The organism is Marivita sp., from assembly GCF_051251565.1.
Classification (GTDB): Bacteria; Pseudomonadota; Alphaproteobacteria; order Rhodobacterales; family Rhodobacteraceae; genus Marivita.
The window spans coordinates 418,422-441,636 of the sequence record NZ_JBPOFB010000001.1 but is presented as its reverse complement, the minus strand read 5'-3'; the positions used below and the strand labels follow the sequence as shown (position 1 = coordinate 441,636).

The window sequence follows — 23,215 nt, the reverse complement described above, 5'->3', positions numbered from 1 at the left end:
AGAACGGGCGCTAGTCTGGCCTGCACGACTCACCACCTAAGAGATTTCAATGGGCCTAGATTTCAGCGTGGCGTTTGTGGAAACACAGCCAGATCTTTATGAATTGTCGGATATTCTCACTGAGTATTATGCCCAGATCGTGGAACGTTTGATGACCGTTGGCGGGCCCGGCCTTTCGGTGCAAGACCTTGTGCAATCAAGCCTGGACGTCATTGATCAATTCATGCCGCCAAACGGAGGCATCCTGCTGGCACGGGATTCGTCGGGTTATTTGCTGGGATGCGGGTTTGTACGCATGATCGACGACCATCAGGCGGAATTAAAACGCCTGTTCGTGCGCGACCTTGCACGGGGCTACGGCCTTGGGCGGCAGATGATCGAAATGCGAATCGAAAAGGCCAAGTCGCTTGGCGCAACAACGATCCTTGCCGATACGGTGCGCGGCAACAGTTCAATGCTGGCGCTGTATGATCGGCTCGGGTTCAGCGAAACCCCGCGATACGACGGCAATGCAAACCCGGCAGAGCTTGATAAATACCTTGTATATCGCAAGCTGGAGCTGACGGCAGGGTGAAGCGTTGAAATTTATGGGGTATAATAATACCTTATTTTCAAGCCATTGTTTTTGAATACTTTATCCGAACACACGGCGCTTGACTGTGATCTGGCAGTCCTTATAACCCGCCCATCGGAATACCGGGGGCGCGTGGCGTCCTGTTTTACCAATCCAACGTCAGGGACATCCCACGATGAAAACCTTTTCTGCAACACCGGCAGATATCGACAAGAAATGGATCATTATCGACGCCGAAGGCGTGGTATTGGGCCGTCTTGCCTCGATCGTTGCCACCCGCCTGCGTGGCAAGCACAAGCCGTCTTTCACTCCGCACATGGACATGGGTGACAATGTCATCGTGATCAACGCGGACAAGATCCAGTTGACCGGCAACAAGCGTCAGGAAAACTACTACTGGCACACCGGCCATCCGGGCGGCATCAAATCGCGCACCAAGCAGCAGATCCTTGAGGGTGCACACCCCGAGCGCGTCGTCCAGAAAGCCGTTCAGCGGATGCTTCCCGGCAACCGCCTGTCCCGCAAGGTGATGACCAATTTGCGCGTCTATGCTGGCGCCGAGCACCCGCACGAGGCCCAGAGCCCTGTAGTGCTGGATGTGAAATCCATGAACTCCAAAAACACGCGGACGGCAAAATAATGGCTGAGCAACTCAATTCTCTCGAAGAACTGAACACCGCCGCAGGTCTTGATGCCGCGCCGGAAGTGGTTGAAATCCCGCGTGAGCCGCAGCGTGATGCGCTGGGCCGTGCCTATGCAACAGGCAAACGGAAAGATGCGGTTGCCCGCGTCTGGATCAAGCCGGGTTCCGGCAAGGTCACCGTGAATGGCAAAGAGCTGAACGCTTATTTTGCGCGTCCGGTTTTGCAGATGATCCTGCGCCAGCCCTTCACCATCTCGGGCACCGAAGACCAGTTTGACGTGATGGCCACGGTCAAGGGCGGCGGTCTGTCCGGTCAGGCCGGTGCAGTCAAGCACGGCATCTCCAAGGCGCTTCAGTTGTATGATCCCTCGCTGCGCGGTGCGCTCAAGGCGGCAGGCTTCCTCACACGCGACAGCCGCGTTGTGGAACGTAAAAAGTTCGGTCGCGCCAAAGCCCGCAAGAGCTTCCAGTTCTCCAAGCGTTAATCACTGCTTACAAGACACAGAAAAGGCCGCCTTTTGGGCGGCCTTTTTCATATGTGCTGTTCGGTGTTGAGGAGCCGGGCAGATTGCCCGGCCCATGCCCGGTCCGCGTTACAAGGAACGTGCCTGCCGGAACGACAACAACCGGCGAGAGCCTTCGTCCCACAGGTGCAGACGCGCATTGGCAAAGCTCTCGCGGATGGTCATCCGGTTGAGTTCCGCAAGCTTTGCGTGATCGCGCACAACTTCGGGCAGGCGGTAGAACGGGATACGGCTATAGAGGTGATGCACATGGTGGATGCCGATATTGCCGCTCAGCCATTGCAGAACCGGCGGCAAAACGTAGTGCGAGCTACCATGCAGGGCCGCGTCGTGCAATTGCCAGTCTTCTTCGCCTTCCCAGCAGGTGGTTTCAAACTGGTGCTGGACGTAGAACAGCCAGACACCGGCCGTTGCGGCAAGCAATGTCGAAGGCAGGAAGATCAGCAAGATCGGCATCAAGCCACCGAAATAAAGCATGATGAGCAAACCTGCGAGGATGGCCGCATTGGTGCCCATGGCACTCGCCCAGTAGCGCACGCTCGACATCAAACCAAGCGGGATACGGTTCTGGACGAGGAACAGGTATCCCGGCCCCAAGCCGAACAGGATGACCGGATGACGATAGACCCGGTACATCAGCTTGCTCCAGCGTGACAGCGCCTTGTATTCAGCCACTGTCATGGTGTGGACATCACCGATCCCTCGTCGTTCAAGATTGCCATGACTGCTGTGGTGAATCGAATGGGTCCGCCGCCACACGTCGTACGGCGTCAGGGTCAGCACGCCAAGAATACGGCCCAGCCAATCGCTCAGCGTGCGGTTGTTGTAGAACGATCCGTGCCCGCAATCATGCTGGATGATGAACAGACGCAGCAGGAATGCTGCGTTGACGATCGAAATTGCCAAGGTTAGCCAATAGCTTACGTCCAAAGCCAGCCATGCGGCGGCCCAAAGAGCCACAAACGGACCCAGCGTCACGGCCAGCTCAAAGGAGCTGCGCATCGCATTGGGTTCGCGGTATTTTGCGAGGACGGACACCCATTCTTTGGCGGAGGGCGGAGCGGGCATGTGCCCGGAAATGTTGGATTGCTCGGACATAGGCCTGCTTTTTTTGTCTGTGTGGCAGCGTTCTAGCCGATGAACGGCAATCCGCCTATGTCCGATTTACAAAGAAGTCTCTATGCGAGGCATTTTGCCACTGTCACGCGCGGTCAGCGCTTTTGGCCGGGGCCTGTACGGTGAACGCACAGCGATCCGGCTTGATGTCAATCAGCGGCGTTTTATCCAAACAATCTAATCCCTTGACGATCAGTGTTTCGCCCTCTTGCCGGATCAGCCGTACCTTTGACAGGCCAATCGGGTTTGGTCGCACAGGAGACCGCAACGCGAAGGTGCCAGCGGTCTGTCCGTCGCCGCGTGGGCTTTGCAACAGCAGATCGCGGCGCGACTGATGCAACCAGTAGAGCACATCCAGATATTCGAATGCTGTGACGCCTTTCAAGGCCGGGGCCCATTGCGGCATCAGTTCAAGCCGACACTCTGGACCGTCCAGCGCGCCTTGCCGGGGGCACAGATCGCGGGTTGTGTACGGCGTGCGGACTATGCCGATGAACTGTACGTTTGCATCAGGCGACAGCGGAGCGTCACTGACAGATTCGCCTTTGCGTAAATCGGCAGAGGAAGGGCCGGTCAATTGGCATGTCCTTAACTTGTTGGGCGCGTGCGCGTGTAGCGCGCGTCGGGCTTGGCTGAACCATGGCGTTTTTACGACGACAGGCCAACTGCCTTTTGCCGGGGTCGACAGAATCGCAAACCTGCAAAACCTTGAACACCCTGTCTTGCCGCGCCCCGGACTGTCCGACATAGTTGCGCGGATATGACAAACACGGACACATCCCTGACCGACCGGTATCTGACGGTACCAGAACTGGCTGCGCTTTTGCGGATCAAGGACCGCAAGGTCTATGATCTTGCGGCCAGCGGATCTGTGCCCTGCTCCAAGGTCACAGGCAAATTGTTGTTTCCCGAAAAGGCGGTGCTGCGTTGGCTGGAACGTGGGCAATCCGGATCGGCGCAAGCGCAGGGGCCGCGCCCGGCAGTGTTTCTGGGCAGTCATGATCCGCTGCTCGATTGGGCGTTGCGGCAATCGGAATGCGGCATCGCCACGTTTTTTGACGGATCACAGGACGGACTTGATCGGTTTGCCGCCCGCGAAGGGGTGGCGGCTGGATTGCATATGTTCGACGCCCCCACCCGCGATTGGAACGTCCGGGCCGTCGATGAGGCGTGTTCCGGCACCGCCGTGGTGCTTTTGTCGTTTGCCACGCGGCAGCGCGGGCTGGTGGTGCGGCCTGATCTGGCCCCGCAGATCACGTCTATGGAGGATTTGACGGGCCGCACATTTACACCTCGGCAGGTTGGGGCCGGCACACGCACATTGTTCGATCATCTGCTGCATGACGCGGACATTCTGCCAGACACCATCCGCATGCGCTCTGTCGCCCGGAGCGAGGCGGATGCGGTGCTTGACGTGGCTTCAGGGGGATCTGACGCCACCTTCGGTCTTGAGGCTTTGGCGGCGCAGCATCATCTGGGTTTTGTGCCGTTGGTCGAGGAACGGTTTGATCTTCTGGTGAGCCGCCGCGCGTATTTTGACCCACCGATGCAACGGTTCACGGCTTTTCTGCGCACAGAGGCTTTTGCCAGCCATGCGGCCACGCTCAGGGGGTATGACGTGACACGTGCCGGGGCAGTGCGCTGGAACGGATAGGTGGAATTTGCGCGGCTAGTGGTGGACGCTGACGCGCGTGCGGCTTAGGTTCACCGAGGAACCAAGGATACCTGAATGACTGACGCCACCCCCTATCAGGTGCTTGCCCGCAAGTATCGCCCAGAAACCTTTGTCGACCTTGTTGGCCAAGAGGCCATGGTGCGCACGCTTAGGAATGCGTTCGAGGCGGATCGCATTGCGCAGGCCTTTGTGATGACGGGGATTCGCGGGATCGGGAAAACCACCACCGCAAGGATCATTGCCAAAGGGCTGAACTGTATCGGGGTTGATGGGTCCGGTGGGCCGACGACCGAACCTTGCGGCGTGTGCGAAAACTGCGTGGCGATCATGGAAGGCCGTCATGTTGACGTGATGGAGATGGACGCCGCATCGCGCACCGGTGTCGGCGATATCCGCGAGATCATCGATTCCGTACATTACAGGGCGGCGTCGGCGCGCTACAAGATCTACATTATCGACGAAGTGCACATGCTGTCGACCAGCGCGTTCAACGCCTTGTTGAAGACGCTTGAAGAACCGCCTGCGCATGTGAAATTCATCTTTGCGACCACTGAAATTCGCAAAGTCCCGGTGACGGTTTTGTCGCGCTGTCAGCGGTTTGATCTGCGCCGGATCGAGCCTGAAGAGATGATTGCGCTCTTGCGCCGGATCGCAACGTCTGAAAACGCCGAGATCACGGATGACGCGCTTGCCTTGATCACGCGGGCCGCTGAAGGATCGGCGCGGGATGCGACGTCGCTTTTGGATCAATCCATCAGCCATGGCGCGGGCGAAACAACCGCCGATCAGGTGCGCGCGATGCTTGGGCTTGCCGACAGGGGCCGCGTTCTCGACCTGTTCAATCTGGTGATGAAGGGCGATGCAGCGGGCGCGTTGACCGAACTGTCGGCGCAATATGCCGATGGGGCCGACCCGATGGCCGTGCTGCGCGACCTTGCGGAAATCACGCATTGGATTTCCGTGGTCAAGATCACCCCCGAAGCGGCCGAAGACCCCACGATCAGCCCGGATGAACGCCAGCGCGGTCAGGAATTGGCCAGCGCCTTGGGCATGCGGCCATTGACGCGGTTGTGGCAGATGTTGCTCAAGGCGTTGGACGAGGTGGCGCAAGCCCCCAACGCGATGATGGCCGCAGAGATGGCGATCATCCGCATGACCCATGTGTCGGAATTGCCCAGCCCGGAAGATCTGGTCAAGCGGTTGCAAGACACGCCGTCGCCGCCACCGTCCTCTGGTGGCGGGATGCCGGCCGGACAATCGGGTGGTGGCACGCAGGCCACGGGCACCCGTGCCCCGACGCATGGCACCTCGTCTGGGCCGCACGCGTCCTATGGCGGGGCGGCTGTTGCGGTGGCCGTGGATCAGGCGCTGGCGCGCTATCCAACGTTTGACCACGTTGTCGAGCTGATCCGGTCAAACCGCGATGTGAAGCTGTTGGTCGAGGTTGAGGGCTGTTTGCGGCTGGCCGCGTACCAGCCGGGCCGGATCGAATTCACACCGGCCAACAATGCGCCTGCCGATCTGGCGGCACGTTTGGGTGGTGCGCTACAACGCTGGACCGGCAATCGCTGGGGCGTGACGGTTGTCAACGGATCGGACACCCCGACCATTGCGGAAACCCGGGACGCGGCAGAAACAGCGATCAAGGCGCAGGCGGCGGCACATCCTTTGGTCAAAGCAGTGCTGGCCGCCTTCCCCGGCGCGACCATCGAAGAAGTCCGCACACCCGACCAACTGGCCGCTGTGGCCGAAGCCGACGCCCTGCCCGAAGTGGAAGATGAATGGGACCCGTTCGAGGAGGAGTGATCCTCGCGCTGGTGCCGGGCGCCGCTTGGGCTCAGGACTGCGCGGTGCAGCGCCCCGGTTGGGACGGCGCGGCTGTGTCGGCTGTGCAAGAGGCGATGTTTCTGGCCTACACCCCCGCGGCGCTTGTTCTGTTTCTGGGCACCATTGCCGCGCTGCGGTTCAAGAGCCACTGGGGGTCGCTTGCGGTGGTGTTGGGCTGGACAGCGTTTGTGTCATTCCTGACGATGTTCGCGCCTGCCTCGCGCGTGGCGGCGGTGGCCGAGGGGTGTGTGGGGTCGCCCACCTTGTTCATTGGCATCATCGCTGCAATATGTGTGGGGACGATATTTTACACCGCGCCGCCGACCGAGGGGCGCTGACCTACGGAGAAAGACTTATGTTCAAGGGTTTGGGCCAGATGGGCGACATGGCCAAGATGATGAAGGCCGCGCAGGAAATGCAAAGCAAGATGGCCGAGATGCAAGAAGACATGGCCAAAATGACCGTGACCGGTGAATCCGGCGCGGGATTGGTCAAGGCGACGGCAACCGCCAAGGGCGAGCTGACGGCGTTGGACATTGATCCGTCGATCTTTAATGGCGACGACAAGGAAGTGGTCGAAGACCTGATCCTTGCAGCGATCAAGGACGCGCAGCAAAAAGCCCAGGCCAAGGCGCAGGAAGAAATGTCCAAGCTGACCGAAGGTCTGGGCCTGCCGCCGGGGATGAACCTGCCGTTTTGAGCGGCGCGATGCAATGTCATCCTCGGGTCGGGCCTGAGGATGACGCTTGGTGTTGGCGCAAGGCCGAGGATGACAGGTTTTTGCAGGTGCAGGGCTAAAGATGCGGGACGGCGGCGACATAGAGGCACTCATTGCGATGATGGCGCGGTTGCCAGGGCTTGGCCCCCGCTCCGCGCGGCGCGCGGTGCTGCACATGATCCGCAAGCGCGGGTTGCTGCTTGGCCCGCTGGCCGACCTGATGACACGGGTGGCGCAGGACGCGCGCGAGTGTCTGAACTGCGGCAATGTAGGCACGCAGGACATCTGCGATATCTGTCAAGATAACCAGCGCAACAACGGGGTCCTGTGCGTGGTCGAAGACGTGTCCGACCTTTGGGCGATGGAACGGGCGGGTGCGTTCAAGGGGCGCTATCATGTGCTGGGCGGCACCTTGTCGGCGTTGGATCAGGTGGGCCCCGAAGAACTGCGCATTCCCAAGCTCTCGGCACGAGTGGACAGCGAAGAAATCACCGAAGTGATCCTCGCGCTGAATGTCACCATCGACGGGCAAACCACCGCGCATTACATCGCAGATCAGCTTGAGGGGCGTGTCCTGATGACGTCGCTCGCCCAAGGTGTGCCGATTGGCGGAGAGCTGGATTACCTCGATGAGGGCACAATCGCAGCAGCAATGAACGCGCGCAAACCGATCTGACACTCTGGTCAAGAGTGGCATAACCCGGCCCCATCACGGCGCCGGGTCTTTTTCGGGTTCAGACCAACCGATTACCGGCGGTCATCTTCGTCGTCATCGTCATCATCATGCGTGCCGTCCGGCAGGTTGAAGAAACTGTCTGCATCGGCATAGTTTTCGCGCTTTTCAGAGTCGCTCTCTGTCGACGACCCTGACAGGCTGAAGGTTTCCAGACCTTCGATCGCAGAGGGCAAGCGCGGTTCGGCGTCCATGCCAAGGCTTTGTTCGGTCGACACCAGCTTGCGGCGCTCGTCATCTGTCATCACTGCTTCTTGCTTTTTCGCAGCTTTGGCCACGGCAGCGTCCAGTTCGGACTGTTTGCACAGGCCAAGGGCGACAGGATCAATCGGCTGGATGTTGTTGATGTTCCAATGCGTGCGTTCGCGGATCGCCTGAATTGTCGGCTTGGTGGTGCCGACCAGTTTGGAGATCTGGCCATCGCTGAGTTCGGGGTGGAACTTGACCAGCCACAGGATCGATGCCGGGCGGTCCTGGCGCTTGGACAGCGGTGTATAGCGCGGGCCGCGGCGTTTCTCTTCGCCTTCGGCAGCAGCATAATGCTTGAGCTTGAGCGCGTAGAGCGGGCTGCCTTCGGCCTTTTTGATCTCGTCAGCATCAAGCTGATTGTTGGCAATGGGGTCAAAACCCTTGACGCCTGCGGCCACGTCGCCATCCGCGATGCCCTGCACCTCAAGCTCGTGCATGCCGGTGAAATCCGCGATCTGCTTGAAGGTCAGTGTCGTGTTGTCCACCAGCCAGACGGCGGTGGCTTTTGCCATGATTGGTTTACCCATCTCGCGTCTCCTTACGCATAGCTTTTTCGGTCTCTCGGGGCGGGCCCAAGAGGTCCCGGATCAGGCCGGGACGGTTTCCATTGTCAGGGAAATTAGCTGGCTTATAGTCGCGCAAAGGCAAAGAGGGAAGAGGTAATGCGGGTATTGGCGCTTGCTGTCATGGGGTTGGTTCTTGCGTCGGCGGCAACAGCCAAGGGGGAACGGTCCGGGGAATTCGATTACTATGTGCTCGCGCTTAGCTGGTCACCCACCTGGTGCGCGCTTGAAGGTGATGCGCGCCAATCGCCGCAATGTGCGGCAGAGGCCGATTTCGGCTGGGTGATGCACGGGTTATGGCCGCAATACCATCGCGGCTGGCCGTCTTATTGCCCCACGGCCGAGCGCAACCCGTCGCGCGCCATGACGCGCGATATGGCCGATATCATGGGCACCTCCGGTCTGGCCTGGCATCAATGGAACAAGCATGGCGTCTGTTCCGGGCTGTCTGCGGCGGACTATTTCGCGCTGTCGCGCGAGGCGTACGGAACCGTCACGCGACCCGAGATTTTCCGCCGTCTGAACAGATCCGTCAGGTTGCCGGCGTCTGTGGTGGAAGAGGCGTTTTTGGCCGCGAACCCCGAGCTTGCCCCGGACATGGTCACCATCACCTGCAAATCGAACCGCATTCAGGAAGCGCGGATATGTCTGTCGAAATCCCTTGAGCCCGTGCCCTGCGGGCAAGACGTGGTGCGGGATTGCACCGCACAGGATGCGTTGTTTGAACCGATCCGGTAGTGTTATCGCGGCGCAGTCCAGCCACCCGGCAGATCGTCGCGGCGGGGTTTGGGCGGTTTGACACGGGCCAAGACGGATTCGGCACCTTTGATCAACCTGCCCAATCCAGGGGATTTGCGGGCCTGCGCCTTGATCTTTTCAACCTGCATCACGTCGTCGATGCGCCGGTCCAGAAACGACCATGTTGCCTGATTGTCGAGCGAATCATCCCCCAGCCAATAGAGGACGGTTGCCGAGTAAACACCCGACAGGGTTGCACGCTTGGTGTACCAATTGATGTCGCGCGATGTGTCGCCCAGCGCGGTCCAGATGTGATCTGCGGTGCCCCAGACCAGCTTGGCCCCTTCCGCCGCATGCATCGGCAGCGCAAAAAGTGTGGCACCGCGGCGGACGGCTTCTTTGTCTTCGACTGCTTCGATCCGCAGGCGCACGGCAAGCGCGACACGGTCGCGGAACCGCATCTCGGCGAGGTCACGGCTGTGCAGGGCGGCGACCATCGCATCATCGCCCCTGCGGTGAAAGGCTGCGGCCAAGTCAATCGCGCCGCGCGGGAACAGCCCGCGCGCCACCGCGGGTGCCACATCGACGTCGGCAATCGCAGCCTGGAACGCGGTGTCGGACCAACCGTCGAACGGCACATGCATCAGCGCGGCATCAAGCAGGTCTGTTGCGATATCGCGGGCGGTGTCTGTCATGGTGATGCCTCCGAAAGGTCGGGTGTGCCGGTTCTGAGGTGCAATCTAGTACGGTCCCCACTTTTGCGCCACAGCTTCGCGTGATTTAACCCGCAGGCCATGGACGGACGAGCCTTGGCAGAATGGCTGGACAAACGCAGGAGGCCTTGCTATAGGCGCATTTCCTGCAAATCCTTGCAAATCCAACTTAGAAAGGTGGTGAAAACCACATGCAGGTTAGTGTTCGTGACAACAACGTCGATCAGGCGCTCCGCGCTCTGAAGAAAAAGCTGCAACGTGAAGGCGTTTTTCGTGAAATGAAGCTCAAGCAACATTTCGAAAAGCCGTCTGAGAAAAAAGCACGTGAGAAAGCTGAAGCGATCCGCCGTGCGCGCAAACTCGCGCGTAAAAAGGCGCAGCGCGAAGGTATGCTCTAAGCAGGTCTTTCCAACACGCTTTGATTTTTGCAGCCCCCGGCGCGTCAGTGTCCGGGGGTTTGCTTTTTTTTAAGGCCGCCAGCTTTAGAATCTTCGTACGAAGATTCTTGGCCTTGCCCATAAAATTCTGGGGGTATGGCTCTGCCCTCTTCCTTCCATGCGCCCCATCTGACACGGTGCCGTCAAAATGCGAGGGGGCACCGATGCCAACAACCTATGTCTTTGATGCCTATGGCACGCTGTTCGACGTGGCCTCGGCGGCCCGTGTTGCCGCCAACGAACCGGGGCGCGAGGCGTTGCACGCCGTTTGGCCGCAACTGGCCGAGCATTGGCGGCTCAAGCAGTTGCAATACACCTGGCTGCGCACCATCACCAACGACCACACGCCGTTCTGGGAGATCACCAAGGACGGGCTGGATTGGGCGATGGAGAAGGTTGGCTTGACCGATGACCCGGAACTGCGCGAACGGCTGCTGGCGCTTTACTGGGAGTTGGCGGCCTTCCGCGAGGTTCCGATGATGCTGGCCAAGCTCAAGGCTGCGGACAAAACCTGCGCGATCCTGTCGAATGGCAACAAAGACATGCTGGACGGCGCGGTGGACAGCGCTGGGATCGGGCACTTCTTGGACGCCGTGTTGTCGGTCGAAGATGTGGGCATCTTCAAACCATCATCCCGCGTGTATGACATGGTGGGCGCAAAATTCGGCTGCGCCACGGAGGACGTGCTGTTCGTGTCCTCGAACGGGTGGGATATTGCCGGGGCCACAGGCTATGGGTTCCAGACCGTTTGGGTCAATCGCGCGGGCGATCCCGTCGATCGCCTACCACACCGCCCCGCCCATGTGCTGACCGACCTGAGCGCTATACCGGAGCTTGCCTGATGCCGCGATTTACCACCTCCGATGGCCTGTCGCTGTACTATACGGACGAAGGCGCGGGCCTGCCGCTGCTGTGCCTTGCGGGGCTGACGCGCGACGGGCGGGATTTCGAATTCGTCGCGCCACATCTGGAGGGCGTGCGCCTGATCCGGTTGGATTATCGCGGACGCGGGCAATCTGATTGGGGCGACCCGGCAACCTATCAAATCCCGATTGAGTCCCGCGACGCGGTAGAGCTGCTGGATCACCTTGGGATCGCGCGCGCCGCCGTTTTGGGCACGTCGCGCGGCGGGCTGATTGCGATGGTCCTGGCCGCGACGGTCAAGGACAGGCTGCTGGGTGTTGCGCTCAATGATATCGGGCCCGAGATCGCACCCGAAGGTCTTGAGGTGATCAAGAACTACCTTGGCCGCGCGCCAGTTTTGAAAACCCATGCCGAGATGGCCGAGGCGCGGGCGCGCATCCTGACCGGCTTTCCAAATGTCCCGGCTGAACGCTGGCTGCGCGAGGCGCAGATCCTGTTCAACCAAACCGAGGACGGTCTGGAACTGACCTATGACCCCCGCCTGCGTGATGCGGTGCTGGAGGGCGGCGCGCAACCGGCGCCAGACCTTTGGCCCTTGTTCGATACGCTGTCCGGTCTGCCGCTGGCCTGTCTCCGGGGGGCGAACTCGGATCTCCTGTCCGCCGCCACATTTGCCGAGATGACCCACCGTCGCCCTGATATGATCGCGGTCGAGGTGCCGGACCGAGGGCACATCCCGTTTCTTGATGAACCCGAAAGCCTGAACGCGCTGGGGCGCTGGCTGGATATGCTGAGGTAACCCATGGACATTCAACGCATTGAGGCGGCAGCGGAGCGCCTGAACGGGCATGCGCGGGTCACGCCGCTTTTGTCGTCGCCCTTTCTGGATGAGATCGCGGGACGGCGCGTGCTTGTTAAGGCGGAATGCCTGCAACACACCGGCAGCTTCAAATATCGCGGTGCGCGGTCGGCTGTATCGGCCTTGCCGGACGCCCAGCGCAAGCACGGCGTGATCGCCTATTCCTCGGGCAACCATGCGCAGGGTGTGGCGCTGGCTGCACAGCAGTTCGGGATCAGCGCAGTGATCGTGATGCCGTCCGACGCACCGCGGATGAAGATCGACAACACCCGCGCCTTGGGGGCAGAGGTGGTGCTGTATGACCGCATGACCGAAGACCGCGATGCCATCGGCACCCGTCTTGCCACCGAGCGGGGCCTGTCATTGATCAAGCCATTTGATGAGCCGGAAGTGATTGCTGGTCAAGGCACTTGCGGGCTTGAGATCGCAACCCAAGCCGCAGAGTTGGGTGTGACCAAAGCTGACGTCATTGTCTGTTGTGGCGGCGGCGGCCTGACCTCGGGGATTGCGCTGGCACTTGAGGCGCGCGCGCCGGGCATGCGCGTGCGCCCTGCCGAACCACAGAACTTTGACGATGTGGCGCGATCTTTGGCCTCGGGCCGGATCGAGCATAACGCACGCCCGACAGGCAGCCTGTGTGACGCCATCGTGACGATGCAACCCGGCGATATCACCTTTCCGATCCTGCACCGCCTTTGTGGTCCCGGCCTTGTGGTGAGCGAAGACGAGGCCCAAAAAGCGATGGCGCAGGCCTTTGCCCGACTCAAGCTGGTGGTCGAACCGGGTGGGGCTGTGGCGCTTGCCGCGGCGCTCTATCACGCGGACCAGATCCAAGGCGATACGGTGATCGTGACCGTGTCGGGTGGCAATGTGGACCGCTCGGTGTTTCTGCGCGCGTTGGACCAGTTCGGGAACGGCTGAGGAGGATCACCATGCAAGTCGTCGATTTTGATGGGTTTCGGGTGCATTACCGCATTGACGGCGATCCGAATGGCGCACCTGTGGTCTTCGTCAATTCGTTGGGCACGGACCTGCGGCTTTGGGACAAGGTTATCGCGCGGCTGCCGCAAACCGGGTTGAAATACATCCGCTACGACATGCGCGGTCATGGTTTGACCAACAGCACAAAACCGCCCTACGGCATGGGCATGCTTGTGCGCGATGCCGAGCAAATGCTGGACCATCTTGGGCTGCGCGACACGATCTTTGTCGGCCTTTCGATCGGCGGTATGATTGCGCAAGGGCTGGCCGCCAAGCGGCTGGATCTCGTGCGTGCAATGGTGTTGTCGAACACCGGCGCGCGGATCGGCACCCGCGCCATGTGGGACGACCGGATCGCAGCGGTCGAGGCAGGCGGGATCGAGGCGCTGGCAGATGCTGTGATGGAGCGGTGGTTTTCGACCCGGTTTCGCCAGACGGCAGAGCTTGCCGCGTGGCGCAACATGCTGACCCGTACCTCTGCCAATGGGTATGTCGGCTGCTCGCATGCCATTGCGGGCACTGATTTCTATAGCACCACAGCCGCCCTTCGCCTGCCCACGCTGGGCATTGCAGGCAGCGAAGATGGATCAACCCCGCCCGATCTGGTGCGCGAAACGGTCAATCTGGTGCCGGGATCGCAGTTCCACCTGATCCGCAAGGCCGGGCATTTGCCCTGTGTCGAAGCCCCAGACGAATTTGCAAACCTTCTGGCCGCATTCATTGCAGCACAGGCGCATTGACTGGCAATCTGTCAAGTGTAGTTTACACATCGAGGGCGCTTTGGCCTGATCCAGCGAGTTCCGCCCCATGCGCCTGCCCGTCGTCTTTATCCTGATCAGTGTGATGATCGACGCGATGGGGATTGGGCTGATCATTCCGGTGATGCCTGACCTGATCCAAGAGGTGACAGGCGGGGATCTTGCCAATGCCGCACTGTGGGGCGGCGTTCTGACCACGGTGTTTGCCGTGATGCAATTCCTGTTCGGGCCGGTGATCGGCAACCTGTCGGACCGTTTTGGCAGACGGCCTGTGCTGCTGATCTCTTTGGCGGTGATGGCGCTGGATTACGTCGTCATGGCCTTTGCCGGATCGATCTGGCTGCTATTGGTCGGGCGCGTGATCGGCGGGATCACGGCCGCCACGCAATCAACCGCAACCGCCTATATGGCCGACATTTCGGAGCCGGGCAAAAAGGCACAGAATTTCGGACTGGTCGGGGCCGCGTTTGGCCTTGGTTTCGTCATTGGCCCCTTGATGGGCGGGCTGCTGGGCGAATGGGGCACGCGCGCGCCTTTTTGGGCCGCCGCGGCGCTGGCCGGGGGCAATGCGATGCTGGGCTATTTCGTGCTGCGCGAAACGGTGACTGATGCGATCCGACGCCCGTTCGAATGGCGGCGGGCCAACCCGTTTGGCGCGTTCAAATCATTGGGCGCGTTTCCCGGTCTGGGTCGATTGTTCGCGGTGTTCTTCCTCTATCAGGTCGCGTTTTTCGTCTACCCCGCGGTCTGGGCCTATTTTGGCCATGCGCGGTTCGGCTGGAATGCAGGCATGATCGGCCTATCGCTGGGGCTGTTCGGGATTATGATGGCGGTGGTTCAGGGCGGGTTGATCCGACTGATCCTTGCCCGTTTGGGCGAACGCGGCACGGTGCTCTACGGGCTGGTGTTTGACGTTTTCGCCTTTGGCGCGTTGGCCTTTGTGACCTCGGGCGCGGTGGCGCTGTTGCTGACGCCGCTGGCAGCCCTGGGAGCGGTGATCACACCGGCTTTGCAGGGGATCATGTCCAAGGCCGTGGGCGATAGGCGGCAGGGCGAATTGCAGGGCGCGCTGACCTCGGTGAGTGCGGTGGCGATGATCATTGCGCCGCTTGTCATGACATCGGTCTTTGCACAGTTCACCTCGGCAGACGCGCCGGTCTATTTTCCCGGCGCACCGTTCCTGGTGTCCTTGGCACTGATCGTGGTGGCCTTGATCGTGTTTCTTGCGCCACGCCGGGGGACAGTCGCAGCCTGACCTGTTCAGGTCGACTTCGCGCTTGCGCTTGCGCCGTGCGCACCGCAGGTTGCGCGAAAGCCAAGGGAGGTTCCCATGACCCGCATCAAAGCCGCCGTCTGCACCGCCTTCGGCGCGCCGCTGCGCCTTGAAGAGCTGGAGCTGCGCGCGCCGCAGACCGGAGAGATCGAGGTCACGCTGGACGCGGTGGCGATCTGCCATTCGGACATCCATTTTGCCGAAGGCGCTTGGGGTGGCGATTTGCCCGCCGTTTACGGCCACGAGGCGGCCGGGCACGTAACGGCCATCGGTCCCGGTGTCAAAGGCCTGCAAGACGGTCAGCGCGTGGTGGTCACGCTGATCAAATCCTGCGGCACCTGCACCAATTGCGCCAGCGGCAAGCCAACGATCTGCGAAGCGCCGGGCACAGGGACATCCCCCCTGAGCCGCGCCGATGGCACGCCAGTCGCGCAGGCGATGCATTGCGGTGCGTTTGCCGAACGTGTGGTGGTAGACCAAAGCCAGGTTGTACCCCTGCCCGACGCCATGCCTCCCGAAGCAGTGGCGCTGATGGCCTGCGGCGTGATCACCGGCATCGGCGCTGTGGTCAATGCAGGCAAGCTGCGCGCGGGCGAGGACGTGGTTGTGATCGGCGCGGGTGGCGTTGGGCTCAATGCGATCCAAGGCGCGCGGATTGCGGGGGCACGCCGGATCGTGGCCGTCGATGTCACACAGGACAAGCTGGACACCGCCAAGGCCTTTGGCGCAACGGACGGCGTTCTGGCAACAGACGCCGCACCCTGGAAACAGGTGATGCGCATATTGGGACGCGGGGCTGATCTGGTCGCGGTGACCGTGGGCGCGATCCCCGCCTACAACCACGCGCCTCGCTATCTTGGATGGGGGGGACGCATGGTCATGATCGGCATGCCGCATTCTGGGGCAATGGCCGAATATGAACCCGTGGTCCTCGCCTATATGGCGCAAGGCATGATCGGGTCCAAAATGGGCGACGTGGTGATCCGCCGCGATATCCCGTGGCTTGCAGATCTCTACAGCCAAGGGCGGCTCAAGCTTGATGAGCTGGTCTCGGGGCGTTGGTCGCTGGAACAGATCAACGACGCAATTGAAGACACCAAAGCAGGCGGCGCAAAACGCAACGTGATCCTCTTTTGACCAGCCGCGCCAACACGCGGGTTTGCGTCAACAGACACACCCCGATGCGCCATCGCATCGCCCGCCCACAGGAAAGGGACCGCCCATGAAGCTGCACAGCCTCGACATCATCACCACCGCGCCCCCCGCCCCCGGCTGGGGTGGGCGCTATTGGACGCTGGTCAAGGTGATCACCGACACCGGGATCACTGGCTGGGGCGAATGTTATGCTTCCAGCGTCGGCCCGGATGCGATGAAAGCGGTGATCGAGGATGTGTTTGACCGGCACATGCGCGGCGAAAGCCCTGAAAACGTCGAATTGATGTTCCGCCGCGCCTATTCCGCCGGTTTTACGCAGCGGCCTGACCTGACCGTCATGGGCGCGTTTTCCGGGCTTGAGATGGCGTGTTGGGACATTCTGGGCAAGGCCCGCAGCAGACCGGTTTGGGCGCTTCTGGGCGGGCGGATGAACCCGAAGGTGCGCGCCTACACCTATCTCTATCCCCTGCCCCATCACGACATCAACGCATTCTGGACAGACCCGGACGCCCAAGCCGAAGCCGCCGCCGATTGCGTCGCGCGCGGCTATACGGCGGTCAAATTCGACCCTGCTGGCCCGTACACGATCCATGGCGGGCACCAGCCTGCACTGTCGGACATTTTGCTCTCGGTCGAGATGTGCAAAGCGATCCGCGCGGCGGTCGGCACCAAGGCCGATCTGCTGTTCGGCACACATGGACAGTTTACCACCTCAGGCGCGATCCGGTTGGGTCACGCGATCGAGCCCTACCTGCCGCTTTGGTACGAAGAACCGATCCCGCCCGACAACCTGCTTGAGTTTGCCGAGGTGGCCCGCGCCGTGCGCATCCCGATTGCAACGGGCGAACGAATGACCACCAAGACCGAATTCGCCACGGTGTTGCGCACAGGTGGCGCCAAGATCCTGCAACCCGCCCTGGGGCGCGTCGGGGGCATCTGGGAAGCCAAAAAACTGTCGGTTCTGGCAGAAGCCTTCAACGCCGAGATCGCGCCGCATCTGTATGCCGGTCCGGTGGAATGGGCGGCAAACGTGCATCTGTGCACATCGATTCCCAACATGCTGCTGGCCGAAACGATTGAAACCCCGTTCCACGCAGCCTTGATCCGCAACACAATCCGGGTCGAAGACGGGTATATCACCGCCCCCGACACGCCCGGTCTGGGCATCGAGCTGGACGAAGACCTGGCGCGCGCGCATCCCTATACCGGTGACGGTCTGCACCTTCAGATGCAAGAGGCCCCCTGTGACTACAAGAATGACAATGCGTTCACGGGCGGCGCACCCACGTCGCCCGAAACCTAAACGGGCGAGATAAGGCTTTGAAACAGCCCCCTCAACAATGCTATAGACCTTTGGCTACCGGGGGTCTCCTATGGAAGATATGACTGTTGCACCAGCGGCCGCACAAGACATGGCCCAGAGCGCAAAAGAAGCTACGACCTATCTCAAGACCCTCGCGCATGAAGGTCGGCTGATGATCCTGTGCCATCTGGGTGTGGGCGAAAAGTCCGTGGGTGAACTCGAAGCTTTGCTCAATATCCGGCAAGCCGCCGTGAGCCAGATGCTGGCCCGTCTGCGGGACGAAGACCTGGTCAAGACCCGACGGGACGGCAAGACGATCTACTATAGTCTCAACGATGACAACACGGCGCGTCTGATCGCGCATCTGCACAGGATGTTTTGCGAAACATGACGCGCCCCCACACCACCTTCAGCGGTCCCGAGCTCTGCGCAAAATCTGCGCGCGAAGTCGTGGCGCTGCTGCGCAAGGGTGAGGTCACATCCCTGGATCTGATCGATGTCAGCCTTGCGCGCATGGATCAGGTTGAACCGCAGGTGAATGCCGTGGTCACGCGCTGTGCGAACCGGGCGCGCGGCGCGACCGTGGCCACCGATACGCTGCTGGCAGGGCTTCCCTTGGGCATCAAGGATCTGAACCCGGTTGCAGGCGTGCGGACCACCTTTGGGACGATTGGCATGGCCGATCATGTGCCCACAGCGTCGGATCCGATTGTGACCCGCCTCGAAGACCGTGGCGGCGTCGTGCTGGGCAAGACCAATACGCCCGAGATCGGGGCCGGGGCCAATACGTTCAATGCCGTGTTCGGTGCAACCCGCAACCCATGGAACACCGCGATGAATGCCGCCGGATCATCCGGGGGGGCTGCGGTGTCGCTCGCCACTGGAGAGCTGTGGCTGAGCCACGGATCCGATTTCGGCGGCAGCCTGCGCAGCCCCGCAAATTACTGCGGCATTGTCGGCCTGCGCCCCTCACCCGGCATCGCCGGGGGCAGTTCGGCACATCTGGGTTTTACCAATGGCGGAGTCGACGGCCCGATGGCGCGCGACGTTCTGGACTGCGCGCTTTTTCTGGATGCGATGGCGGGATACGATCCGGTCTGGCCGATTTCGTTCCCCCCCCCGGCCACACCCTATCTCGACATAGCGCGTCAGGACGCAGGCCCCGTGCGCATCGCGTATGCATCCGACCTCAACGGGTTTGCTGCGCTCACCGATGAAATCGACACCGTGCTGCGCGATGCGCTGGCTCGGATGCGCCTGCCGCATGTCACTGTCGAAGATCACTGCCCCACCCTGCCCCGGCTTGACGAGGCGTTCCGCGCGCTGCGGTGCCTGTCGTTTATGGGCAGTTACCAAGCCACGCCTGAAAACGTCACCAAGCACTACAAAGACACGATCAAAGGCAACCTTGCCGATGCCCGTGCGATGACCTTTGACGCCTATGTGCAAGCAGAACGCGACCGCGCACAGATCTACAACACGATGGCGACATTCTTTCAAACTCATGATGTGCTGGCCTGCCCGGTCAATGGGCTCGCCCCGCTGCCGGTCGAAATCGAATACCCGACCGAGGTCGCAGGCCGCCCGATGCGCGACTATATCGACTGGCTGCAATTCGCCTTTCTGGCAACCGTTGCGGGCCTGCCCGCCCTGTCACTGCCGGTTGGATTTACCCCATCGGGCATGCCGGTTGGCCTGCAACTGATCGGTCCACCACGCGGGGAAGCGCGCCTGTTGCAAGTCGCCCATACCCTGGAACAAGCGCTGAACCTGCCCATCACATGCATTGATCCAATCGCGGGCTAGCGCGCCTCGCAAAGCAATCCACTGCGCCACCACCTGCCTGCGTCTTCTTTTTCAAAATACGCAAATGCACGCTTGCCACATGCGATGCGTATACGGATTTGGCGAACATGCAGGCTTGTTTTGATTTCTTGCACACGTTTGCAAAGAATTCTTGCCAAACCGTCAGCCCTATGGCTTGTTGGGTTGATCTACCGCAAATCCGATCTTTTGCGCAGGGGGAAAGCATGGCGGAAATCCAGCTCAGGAACGTCAACAAGCGCTGGGGCAACTTCGTCGGGGTCGACAATTTCAACCTCACGATTGCCGACAAGGAATTCCTTGTGCTGCTGGGGCCATCCGGTTGCGGCAAGACAACGACCATGCGCATGATCGCCGGGCTGGAAGACATCACCGATGGTGAGATCATCATTGATGGCAAAGTGGTCAACAGCCTCGACCCCAAAGACCGCGATGTGGCAATGGTGTTTCAATCCTACGCACTTTATCCGAACATGAACGTCTACGAGAACATTCGCTTTCCGCTCAAGGTGCGCGGCGTCGATCCGTCCACCCATGACGAACGTGTGCGCCGCGCCAGCGCGATGGTGGAACTGGACGAGTTTTTGCACCGCAAACCCGCCGAACTGTCCGGCGGTCAACGGCAGCGCGTGGCTTTGGCCCGCGCGATTGTGCGGGAACCCAACGTGTTTCTCATGGACGAACCGCTGTCGAACCTCGACGCCAAACTGCGCGTCTCCACACGCGCCCAGATCAAGAACCTGAGCCATGAGCTTGCTGTCACGACGATCTATGTCACCCATGACCAGATCGAGGCGATGACCCTCGCAGACCGGGTCGTGGTGATGGAAAAAGGCATTGTGCAGCAGGTCGGCAGCCCAACCGAGATTTACGACCGCCCTGCCAACAGGTTCGTGGCCAGCTTTATCGGCAACCCTGCCATGAACCTGATCGAAGGCGATATCGCCAATGGCGCCTTTGAGACCCGCAACACCCGGATTGCCGGTCTGACCGCGCCGGACGGCAAGACCACGCTTGGGTTCCGGGCCGAAGACGCCTCACTTGCGCCCGGCGGGGACGGCCAGATCAACGCACCAATCTACACGCTTGAGCTTTTGGGCGATGCCACGATGATTTCCGTGAGGATCGGCAGCGCATTGGTTGCCGTCAAGGCCGACAAATCCTACCGCGCCGAAATTGGGGACAACGTGTCGATCCGTGTCCCAGCAGAGATCTGCCATCTCTTTTCAACCGAAACGGGCCAGCGGATCGACAGCTGACCCACCAGAGAGTCCCGGTTCGCCGGGAAAAAGCGATGCAGCCCTAGAACGCGCATCCAGACACACAGGGAGACCAAGAATGAAAATGCGAAATATCCTGATGACAGGCTCGGTCCTTGTCGCAGCCAGCGCAACCATGTCCATGGCCGCAGATTGCGGCATCAGCGATGGTCGGATCAGCATCATCGGCAACGAATTCCCCGCGATCCAAACCGTCGCCGCCAATGCTCAGGCCTGTGAGGGCCTGACCGAGGCAAAGGCAAACCTGACCGCTGACCACCAGAAGATCAATCTTGCCGGTCTTCAGGGCAATCCGGCGGAATACACCTCGGCCATCGTCGCCAATTCGTCGATCGTGGCGCTGATCAACGAAGACGTGCTGCGCCCGCTGGATGATCTGATCGCGGCATTTGGTCAGGACATTCCGAAAAACCAACTCATCACCGTCGATGGCAAGGTGATGGCCGTAGCCTTCATGGCAAACGCGCAACATCTTGTGTACCGTCAGGACATCCTTGAACAGATCGGGATGGCACCGCCCGCAACCTACGAAGACATGCTGGCCGTGGCGGAAAAAATCCGTGCTGACGGAATTCTCGACTATCCGCTGAGCGGCTCTTTCATGGCCGGCTGGAACCTCGCGCAGGAATTCGTGAACATGTATATCGGCCATGGCGGCACGTTCTACGAACCGGGCACGGCCAATGTCTCGGTCAACAACGACGCCGGCGTGGCCACGCTGGAAATGCTCCAATCCCTGAGCAGCTACATGAACCCCGACTACCTGACACATGATTCCAACGCCGCCGGCGCGGAATGGGAAGCAGGCAATGTCGCCATGATGAACATGTGGGGCTCGCGCACGGGCGTTCTGATGGATGCCGAAGGTGCGGCCCCCGAAGTGTATGAGAACACGATGGTCGGCGCGCCGATGACCGTGGCCGGGGGCGACACGCCTGCGTCGACATTGTGGTGGGATGGCTGGACCATTGCCAAGAACATCAGCGATGCAGATGCAGAAGCAACGTTCAAGGCGCTCAAGCATGGGATCAGCCCGGCGATCCTGAACGATGAGACCATGGGTCAGGCCGTCTGGATGATCGAAGGCTATCAGCCCGCGCCTGTCAACGAAGGCGTGTTCTCGGCGATTTCGATGCAAACCCAGCCCTATCCAATGCTGCCGCATCACGGCCTGCTGCACACGGCGCTTGGCGACAATATCGCTGACTTCCTGCAAGGTAAGGAAAGCGCCGAACAGGCCCTGATGGATATCGAGGCGGCCTATACCACCGCTGCCAAGGAAAAGGGCTTTGTAAACTGAACCAACACGTGTGCGGGGGCGGTGCGCCGCCCTCGCCCTCTTCTGACCGTTTCAACTGCGCGGGGGTGATCCGATGAAACACAGTGCGTTCTTCTGGTTTGTGTTGCCATCAGCCATCGCCATGCTGTTGTTCATCTTCTTCCCAATCGTCTCGGTGGTGATCCAGTCGCTTCATGTCGCGCATGAGCAGGTCATCGTCGAAGTTGAAAACTGCGGCCCCTTCGGCTGCACCACAGCCACCGCCATCGACCAAGAGGCAACCGCTGCCATCCGCGCGTCTCAGCCCTTGGGCAAATTCGCGGGGCTTGAGATCTACAAGGATCGCAACCACTTGGCCGTTGCCGAATTCGGCCAGCTTTGGGAACAAAGCACCGGGCTTGGCGATTTCGTCGGAAAGCTGATGAACCTGCCCTTCTACAAGGCCTTGGGCTTTACCCTGACCTATACCTTTGTGGTCACGCCGCTGACGATCCTTTTGGGTTTTGTCGTGGCTGTCGCGGTCAATGCGGCCGCACGGGCCATTCGTGGACCGATGATCTTTTTCTCGCTCCTTCCGATGATGGTGACCCCGCTGGTGGGCGCGCTGATCCTGTTCTGGATGGTGGACGCGCGCGGTGTGCTGGGCACCGCCCTGCGCTGGCTCGCGGATGATCCAAGCCTGTCGGTCAAGGCCGACACCGCGATGATGTGGACCATGCTGATGGTATACGGCGTCTGGTCGTCGGTGCCCTTTGCCTTCATCGTCTACTATGCCGGATTGCAAACAGTGAACACCGACACGCTTGAAGCCGCGCGCATCGACGGGGCAAGCCGCTGGCAACAGATCCGCCATGTGGTGATCCCGCATCTGCTGCCGCTGACCACCTTCATCGCGCTGATCCAGCTGATGGACAACTTCCGGGTGTTCGAGCCAATTGTAAGCTTCAACGCGAGCGCCCATGCCACCTCGCTCAGTTGGGCGATCTACAACGATCTGGGCGGTGAGACCCAGCAATTGTCCTCGGCCGCGGCCACGTCCGTACTAACGATCCTCGGCGTCGCCATCCTGTTGTCGCCGGTGCTTGTCCGCACATGGCGCGATTACGGCAAAACGGCATAGGGACATACG

General features: G+C 60.8%; 26 protein-coding genes. 22 read left to right on the top strand and 4 right to left on the bottom strand.

Going from position 1 to position 23,215, the window contains the following annotated elements; all coding sequences use genetic code 11:
* Window positions 1-49: 49 nt before the first annotated feature.
* From ACSHXH_RS02125 to rpsI, 3 genes are all read left to right on the top strand, one after another.
* Window positions 50-574 (top strand): GNAT family N-acetyltransferase, encoded by a 525-nt coding sequence (locus ACSHXH_RS02125; protein WP_435670095.1) that lies wholly within the window; start codon window positions 50-52, stop codon window positions 572-574.
* A gap of 175 nt (window positions 575-749) precedes the next feature.
* On the top strand, window positions 750-1,214 hold the full coding sequence (rplM, locus tag ACSHXH_RS02120) for a 50S ribosomal protein L13 (RefSeq protein ID WP_435670094.1): 465 nt from the start codon (window positions 750-752) through the stop codon (window positions 1,212-1,214).
* A complete protein-coding gene (gene rpsI / locus ACSHXH_RS02115; RefSeq protein WP_435670093.1) occupies window positions 1,214-1,702 on the top strand; it encodes a 30S ribosomal protein S9 in 489 nt (162 codons plus the stop codon). The genes rplM and rpsI overlap by 1 nt, the downstream gene beginning before the upstream one ends.
* A 108-nt stretch (window positions 1,703-1,810) precedes the next feature.
* Here rpsI and ACSHXH_RS02110 read toward each other — a convergent pair whose 3' ends face one another.
* Together ACSHXH_RS02110 and tsaA are read right to left on the bottom strand one after the other, a co-directional pair.
* Window positions 1,811-2,839, bottom strand: a complete 1,029-nt coding sequence (locus tag ACSHXH_RS02110) for a fatty acid desaturase (RefSeq protein ID WP_435670092.1) — start codon at window positions 2,837-2,839, stop codon at window positions 1,811-1,813.
* A 103-nt stretch (window positions 2,840-2,942) separates the two neighbouring features.
* Entirely contained in the window at window positions 2,943-3,434 is a 492-nt protein-coding gene (gene tsaA, locus ACSHXH_RS02105; protein ID WP_435670091.1) for a tRNA (N6-threonylcarbamoyladenosine(37)-N6)-methyltransferase TrmO, read from the bottom strand.
* Window positions 3,435-3,617: 183 nt separating this feature from the next.
* Here tsaA and ACSHXH_RS02100 point away from each other — a divergent pair, with 183 nt between their 5' ends.
* From ACSHXH_RS02100 to recR, 5 genes are all read left to right on the top strand, one after another.
* Window positions 3,618-4,511 (top strand): substrate-binding domain-containing protein, encoded by an 894-nt coding sequence (locus ACSHXH_RS02100; protein WP_435670090.1) that lies wholly within the window; start codon window positions 3,618-3,620, stop codon window positions 4,509-4,511.
* 75 nt (window positions 4,512-4,586) lie between these two features.
* Entirely contained in the window at window positions 4,587-6,338 is a 1,752-nt protein-coding gene (locus tag ACSHXH_RS02095) for a DNA polymerase III subunit gamma/tau (RefSeq protein ID WP_435670089.1), read from the top strand.
* Window positions 6,314-6,697, top strand: a complete 384-nt coding sequence (locus ACSHXH_RS02090) for a hypothetical protein (protein ID WP_435670088.1) — start codon at window positions 6,314-6,316, stop codon at window positions 6,695-6,697. The genes ACSHXH_RS02095 and ACSHXH_RS02090 overlap by 25 nt, the downstream gene beginning before the upstream one ends.
* Window positions 6,698-6,714: 17 nt before the next feature.
* Window positions 6,715-7,059, top strand: a complete 345-nt coding sequence (locus ACSHXH_RS02085) for a YbaB/EbfC family nucleoid-associated protein (RefSeq protein WP_435670087.1) — start codon at window positions 6,715-6,717, stop codon at window positions 7,057-7,059.
* A 100-nt stretch (window positions 7,060-7,159) separates the two neighbouring features.
* Complete coding sequence (recR, locus tag ACSHXH_RS02080; RefSeq protein ID WP_435670086.1) at window positions 7,160-7,753, top strand: recombination mediator RecR; 594 nt, start codon at window positions 7,160-7,162, stop codon at window positions 7,751-7,753.
* 71 nt (window positions 7,754-7,824) lie between these two features.
* Here the strand turns inward: recR and ACSHXH_RS02075 are convergent, their stop codons facing one another.
* On the bottom strand, window positions 7,825-8,586 hold the full coding sequence (locus ACSHXH_RS02075; protein ID WP_435670085.1) for a DUF1013 domain-containing protein: 762 nt from the start codon (window positions 8,584-8,586) through the stop codon (window positions 7,825-7,827).
* A gap of 135 nt (window positions 8,587-8,721) precedes the next feature.
* Here ACSHXH_RS02075 and ACSHXH_RS02070 point away from each other — a divergent pair, with 135 nt between their 5' ends.
* The gene (locus ACSHXH_RS02070) at window positions 8,722-9,360 is read left to right on the top strand and encodes a ribonuclease T2 family protein (RefSeq protein WP_435670084.1); all 639 of its coding nucleotides are present in this window, start codon (window positions 8,722-8,724) and stop codon (window positions 9,358-9,360) included.
* A gap of 2 nt (window positions 9,361-9,362) precedes the next feature.
* On the opposite strand, the gene ACSHXH_RS02065 is transcribed toward ACSHXH_RS02070, so the two are convergent.
* Window positions 9,363-10,055: a COQ9 family protein gene (locus ACSHXH_RS02065; RefSeq protein WP_435670083.1), complete on the bottom strand. Its 693-nt coding sequence runs from the start codon at window positions 10,053-10,055 to the stop codon at window positions 9,363-9,365.
* Between the two features lie 209 nt (window positions 10,056-10,264).
* On the opposite strand from ACSHXH_RS02065, the gene rpsU reads away from it, so the two are divergent.
* The 13 genes from rpsU (at window position 10,265) to ACSHXH_RS02000 (ending at window position 23,206) form a co-directional block, all read left to right on the top strand.
* On the top strand, window positions 10,265-10,471 hold the full coding sequence (rpsU, locus tag ACSHXH_RS02060; RefSeq protein ID WP_008207378.1) for a 30S ribosomal protein S21: 207 nt from the start codon (window positions 10,265-10,267) through the stop codon (window positions 10,469-10,471).
* Window positions 10,472-10,674: 203 nt separating this feature from the next.
* Complete coding sequence (locus ACSHXH_RS02055) at window positions 10,675-11,352, top strand: haloacid dehalogenase type II (RefSeq protein ID WP_435670082.1); 678 nt, start codon at window positions 10,675-10,677, stop codon at window positions 11,350-11,352.
* Entirely contained in the window at window positions 11,352-12,173 is an 822-nt protein-coding gene (locus ACSHXH_RS02050) for an alpha/beta fold hydrolase (RefSeq protein WP_435670081.1), read from the top strand. The genes ACSHXH_RS02055 and ACSHXH_RS02050 overlap by 1 nt, the downstream gene beginning before the upstream one ends.
* 3 nt (window positions 12,174-12,176) lie before the next feature.
* Window positions 12,177-13,154, top strand: a complete 978-nt coding sequence (locus ACSHXH_RS02045; protein WP_435670080.1) for a threonine ammonia-lyase — start codon at window positions 12,177-12,179, stop codon at window positions 13,152-13,154.
* Between the two features lie 11 nt (window positions 13,155-13,165).
* A complete protein-coding gene (gene pcaD, locus ACSHXH_RS02040) occupies window positions 13,166-13,954 on the top strand; it encodes a 3-oxoadipate enol-lactonase (RefSeq protein WP_435670079.1) in 789 nt (262 codons plus the stop codon).
* A gap of 67 nt (window positions 13,955-14,021) precedes the next feature.
* Window positions 14,022-15,227 (top strand): TCR/Tet family MFS transporter, encoded by a 1,206-nt coding sequence (locus ACSHXH_RS02035; RefSeq protein ID WP_435670078.1) that lies wholly within the window; start codon window positions 14,022-14,024, stop codon window positions 15,225-15,227.
* Between the two features lie 75 nt (window positions 15,228-15,302).
* Window positions 15,303-16,382 carry an alcohol dehydrogenase catalytic domain-containing protein gene (locus ACSHXH_RS02030; RefSeq protein WP_435670077.1) on the top strand — a complete coding sequence of 360 codons (1,080 nt, stop codon included), beginning with the start codon at window positions 15,303-15,305 and terminating at the stop codon, window positions 16,380-16,382.
* An 85-nt stretch (window positions 16,383-16,467) separates the two neighbouring features.
* Complete coding sequence (locus tag ACSHXH_RS02025) at window positions 16,468-17,703, top strand: mandelate racemase/muconate lactonizing enzyme family protein (RefSeq protein WP_435670076.1); 1,236 nt, start codon at window positions 16,468-16,470, stop codon at window positions 17,701-17,703.
* Window positions 17,704-17,773: 70 nt separating this feature from the next.
* Window positions 17,774-18,094, top strand: coding sequence for an ArsR/SmtB family transcription factor (locus tag ACSHXH_RS02020; RefSeq protein ID WP_435670075.1), 321 nt, complete (start codon window positions 17,774-17,776; stop codon window positions 18,092-18,094).
* Complete coding sequence (locus ACSHXH_RS02015) at window positions 18,091-19,509, top strand: amidase (protein ID WP_435670074.1); 1,419 nt, start codon at window positions 18,091-18,093, stop codon at window positions 19,507-19,509. Before ACSHXH_RS02020 ends, ACSHXH_RS02015 begins: the two co-directional genes overlap by 4 nt.
* 224 nt (window positions 19,510-19,733) lie before the next feature.
* Entirely contained in the window at window positions 19,734-20,786 is a 1,053-nt protein-coding gene (locus ACSHXH_RS02010; protein ID WP_435670182.1) for an ABC transporter ATP-binding protein, read from the top strand.
* Window positions 20,787-20,865: 79 nt separating this feature from the next.
* Window positions 20,866-22,107, top strand: coding sequence for an ABC transporter substrate-binding protein (locus tag ACSHXH_RS02005; protein WP_435670073.1), 1,242 nt, complete (start codon window positions 20,866-20,868; stop codon window positions 22,105-22,107).
* A 73-nt stretch (window positions 22,108-22,180) separates the two neighbouring features.
* Window positions 22,181-23,206, top strand: a complete 1,026-nt coding sequence (locus ACSHXH_RS02000; RefSeq protein WP_435670072.1) for a carbohydrate ABC transporter permease — start codon at window positions 22,181-22,183, stop codon at window positions 23,204-23,206.
* Window positions 23,207-23,215: the final 9 nt, after the last annotated feature.

Coding starts and splice junctions, on each gene's coding strand:
- rplM (WP_435670094.1), top strand. CDS start 750: ATGAAAACCTTTTCTGCAACACCGGCAGATATCGACAAGAAATGGATC.
- ACSHXH_RS02075 (WP_435670085.1), bottom strand. CDS start 8,586: ATGGGTAAACCAATCATGGCAAAAGCCACCGCCGTCTGGCTGGTGGAC.
- ACSHXH_RS02095 (WP_435670089.1), top strand. CDS start 4,587: ATGACTGACGCCACCCCCTATCAGGTGCTTGCCCGCAAGTATCGCCCA.
- ACSHXH_RS02085 (WP_435670087.1), top strand. CDS start 6,715: ATGTTCAAGGGTTTGGGCCAGATGGGCGACATGGCCAAGATGATGAAG.
- ACSHXH_RS02050 (WP_435670081.1), top strand. CDS start 11,352: ATGCCGCGATTTACCACCTCCGATGGCCTGTCGCTGTACTATACGGAC.
- ACSHXH_RS02000 (WP_435670072.1), top strand. CDS start 22,181: ATGAAACACAGTGCGTTCTTCTGGTTTGTGTTGCCATCAGCCATCGCC.
- rpsI (WP_435670093.1), top strand. CDS start 1,214: ATGGCTGAGCAACTCAATTCTCTCGAAGAACTGAACACCGCCGCAGGT.
- ACSHXH_RS02065 (WP_435670083.1), bottom strand. CDS start 10,055: ATGACAGACACCGCCCGCGATATCGCAACAGACCTGCTTGATGCCGCG.
- ACSHXH_RS02070 (WP_435670084.1), top strand. CDS start 8,722: ATGCGGGTATTGGCGCTTGCTGTCATGGGGTTGGTTCTTGCGTCGGCG.
- ACSHXH_RS02005 (WP_435670073.1), top strand. CDS start 20,866: ATGAAAATGCGAAATATCCTGATGACAGGCTCGGTCCTTGTCGCAGCC.
- ACSHXH_RS02045 (WP_435670080.1), top strand. CDS start 12,177: ATGGACATTCAACGCATTGAGGCGGCAGCGGAGCGCCTGAACGGGCAT.
- ACSHXH_RS02090 (WP_435670088.1), top strand. CDS start 6,314: ATGGGACCCGTTCGAGGAGGAGTGATCCTCGCGCTGGTGCCGGGCGCC.
- ACSHXH_RS02020 (WP_435670075.1), top strand. CDS start 17,774: ATGGAAGATATGACTGTTGCACCAGCGGCCGCACAAGACATGGCCCAG.
- ACSHXH_RS02015 (WP_435670074.1), top strand. CDS start 18,091: ATGACGCGCCCCCACACCACCTTCAGCGGTCCCGAGCTCTGCGCAAAA.
- ACSHXH_RS02030 (WP_435670077.1), top strand. CDS start 15,303: ATGACCCGCATCAAAGCCGCCGTCTGCACCGCCTTCGGCGCGCCGCTG.
- rpsU (WP_008207378.1), top strand. CDS start 10,265: ATGCAGGTTAGTGTTCGTGACAACAACGTCGATCAGGCGCTCCGCGCT.
- ACSHXH_RS02035 (WP_435670078.1), top strand. CDS start 14,022: ATGCGCCTGCCCGTCGTCTTTATCCTGATCAGTGTGATGATCGACGCG.
- ACSHXH_RS02110 (WP_435670092.1), bottom strand. CDS start 2,839: ATGTCCGAGCAATCCAACATTTCCGGGCACATGCCCGCTCCGCCCTCC.
- ACSHXH_RS02055 (WP_435670082.1), top strand. CDS start 10,675: ATGCCAACAACCTATGTCTTTGATGCCTATGGCACGCTGTTCGACGTG.
- ACSHXH_RS02025 (WP_435670076.1), top strand. CDS start 16,468: ATGAAGCTGCACAGCCTCGACATCATCACCACCGCGCCCCCCGCCCCC.
- ACSHXH_RS02010 (WP_435670182.1), top strand. CDS start 19,734: ATGGCGGAAATCCAGCTCAGGAACGTCAACAAGCGCTGGGGCAACTTC.
- ACSHXH_RS02125 (WP_435670095.1), top strand. CDS start 50: ATGGGCCTAGATTTCAGCGTGGCGTTTGTGGAAACACAGCCAGATCTT.
- ACSHXH_RS02100 (WP_435670090.1), top strand. CDS start 3,618: ATGACAAACACGGACACATCCCTGACCGACCGGTATCTGACGGTACCA.
- pcaD (WP_435670079.1), top strand. CDS start 13,166: ATGCAAGTCGTCGATTTTGATGGGTTTCGGGTGCATTACCGCATTGAC.
- recR (WP_435670086.1), top strand. CDS start 7,160: ATGCGGGACGGCGGCGACATAGAGGCACTCATTGCGATGATGGCGCGG.